This window comes from Methanocorpusculum sp. GPch4 (assembly GCF_012062385.1).
In the GTDB taxonomy this organism is placed as follows: Archaea; Halobacteriota; Methanomicrobia; order Methanomicrobiales; family Methanocorpusculaceae; genus Methanocorpusculum; species Methanocorpusculum parvum.
In genome coordinates this window covers 1-2,169 of the sequence record NZ_SIJA01000066.1, presented here as the reverse complement: position 1 = coordinate 2,169, position 2,169 = coordinate 1, and the positions used below count along the sequence as shown (strand labels likewise).

The window sequence follows — 2,169 nt, the reverse complement described above, 5'->3', positions numbered from 1 at the left end:
GGGTTGAGTAGAGAGAAGAGATGTAAATATTCAACTATTATTTTTAGCTGTTATTTGGTAATTTTTTAGTTTGAATATCCCTTCTGCAAACACCGCACCGCCGATAATCAGCACTGCACCTATAATTTGAATTGGCTGCAGTATTTCTTTTAAAAATAGGACGGAAAAAACAACAGCCGAAAGAGGCTCTAAATAACCACAAATTGCTACAGTCTGCACTGGTAGACGCCCCATGGAGGAAAAATACAAATAGCAACTTATACCGGTGTTGATTAGACCGATCCACAGAATGGGTAACCAATCCACAGCGGCAATCTCCATATAGAGACCTTGTTTGAATCCGACAAAAATTGCTACTGTCACAAAAGCCAAAAATAGTTGAAGGGTGGAGTTTTCTATTCCTGTGACTTGCTTTGACTTCTTGTTGAAAATTACCATGGCGGCATAAGAGACAGCCGACAGTCCTGCACAGAAAATTCCCCAAAAGTTGGCACCTTTCGTTGCCGCCTGCCCGCTGATAAGAAACACGCCAATAAGAGTAGTAATCAGAGCGGTCAGTTTTTGCCGGGTCACTCGTTCCTTGAACAGCAAGGGCGAAAGTGCCACGACAATCGCAGGGCCACAGTAATTGATCAGCATTCCCAAACTAACGCCGATTTGAGCAAAGGCCTCGAAAAGAAGAAGCCAGTCAGCACCCATTGTGATACCAGATAGCGCAATATAACAGAAATCCTTTTTATGCTGTAGTGCGGTTAGCTTGTGTCCCGTGAAAAAGAAAATAGCGATAAGTAGAAGACTACCCAACAGAGAGCGCAGAAGAACAATTTCATAGCTGGTTAACCCAATATAGCTTGCCACAACTCCATTGGAGCCGAAAAGTAGCATGGCAAGGATATACTTGAAATATGTCTGCTTCATAGTCAACACCTTCCAACAAACACCGTCCCGGCGCTGCATCCATAACATTCTTCTGCGAGAACGTCTTTGTCGAAAACAATTTGTATCACATTTTCTGTATCCAGCAGAGCACTGAATACGGTGGCCGCACCGATTTTAGTTCCTAACATTTGTTCCATTAGTTCAGCAGGAGCAAAAGAAACACGGGAGATATCCATCGTGATAGCTTCATCCGTGTCGACACGCTCAAAGAGTATATGTAATTCCTCCAATGCTTGGTAAGTTTTCTCTTGAAGTGGAGTGCTGAACTGATCTGGTGCTGTTATATAAGTATTACTAATAAAAAACATGGCTAACATCATTCCTTTCATTCTTGAAAAATTCATAAAAAGAATATATCATAAGACGTAGGATAACAAAAGCGAATGTTTATCATACATAGTATAACAAAACAAGATATAATGAGGGTACGAAAAATGGATATGAATATTCTTAAATATATGGCATTTATTAAAACAGTGGAATATGGGAGCTTTACAAAGGCGGCTGAAATGTTGCATTATTCGCAATCTGGAATTAGTCGGATGATTAACGATTTAGAAAAAGAGTGGAAAGTATCACTTTTAAAAAGAAGTCGAGCTGGGGTGCAGCTCACCTCTGATGGTAAGAAACTTCTGCCACATGCCCAACGGGTCTGCGAAGAATATCAGAAGTTGCAAATGCAGGTGGATGAGTTGAACGGACTTCAATCAGGACTAATTCGTATTGGTACTTTTTCCAGCGTGGCTACACATTGGCTTCCAAATATCATCAAAGAATTTCAAAAGGATTATCCGAACATCGACTATGAATTGCTCCTGGGTGACTATACAGAAATCGAGGAATGGATTTTGGAGGGGCGTGTGGATTGTGGTTTTCTAAGGTTACCCACACATCCCGATCTAGAAACTATTTTCTTAGAGCAAGACAAATTGCTTGTCATCCTGCCCGAAAATCATCCATTGGCAAAATGTGAATGTTTTCCTGTCACTGCTTTGTGTAATGATCCTTTTATGCTTCTTGAAAAAGGAGCAAAAGCCGAGGTGTCAGAGATATTTGAGCGGTGTGGCTTAACACCAAAGATTCATTTTACAACATGGGACGATTACGCAATCATGTCCATGGTAGAAAGTGGTCTTGGTATAAGTATTCTGCCACAGTTAATTCTAAAACGTGTTCCTTACCATATCGTAGAAAAAGAGATGGATGTGCCAGCATACAGGAATATTGGTC

The 2,169-nt window shown here is 40.8% G+C and carries 3 protein-coding genes; 1 reads left to right on the top strand and 2 read right to left on the bottom strand.

From position 1 onward, the window contains the following. Positions 1-30: 30 nt before the first annotated feature. Together EYA77_RS05275 and EYA77_RS05270 are read right to left on the bottom strand one after the other, a co-directional pair. Positions 31-918 (bottom strand): DMT family transporter, encoded by an 888-nt coding sequence (locus EYA77_RS05275; protein ID WP_167816106.1) that lies wholly within the window; start codon positions 916-918, stop codon positions 31-33. A gap of 2 nt (positions 919-920) precedes the next feature. Then, the gene (locus tag EYA77_RS05270) at positions 921-1,283 is read right to left on the bottom strand and encodes a hypothetical protein (protein WP_209315015.1); all 363 of its coding nucleotides are present in this window, start codon (positions 1,281-1,283) and stop codon (positions 921-923) included. Positions 1,284-1,373: 90 nt separating this feature from the next. On the opposite strand from EYA77_RS05270, the gene EYA77_RS05265 reads away from it, so the two are divergent. Continuing rightward, positions 1,374-2,169, top strand: a 796-nt coding sequence (locus EYA77_RS05265; protein ID WP_167816105.1) for a LysR family transcriptional regulator, incomplete at its 3' end; no start/stop codon positions are given.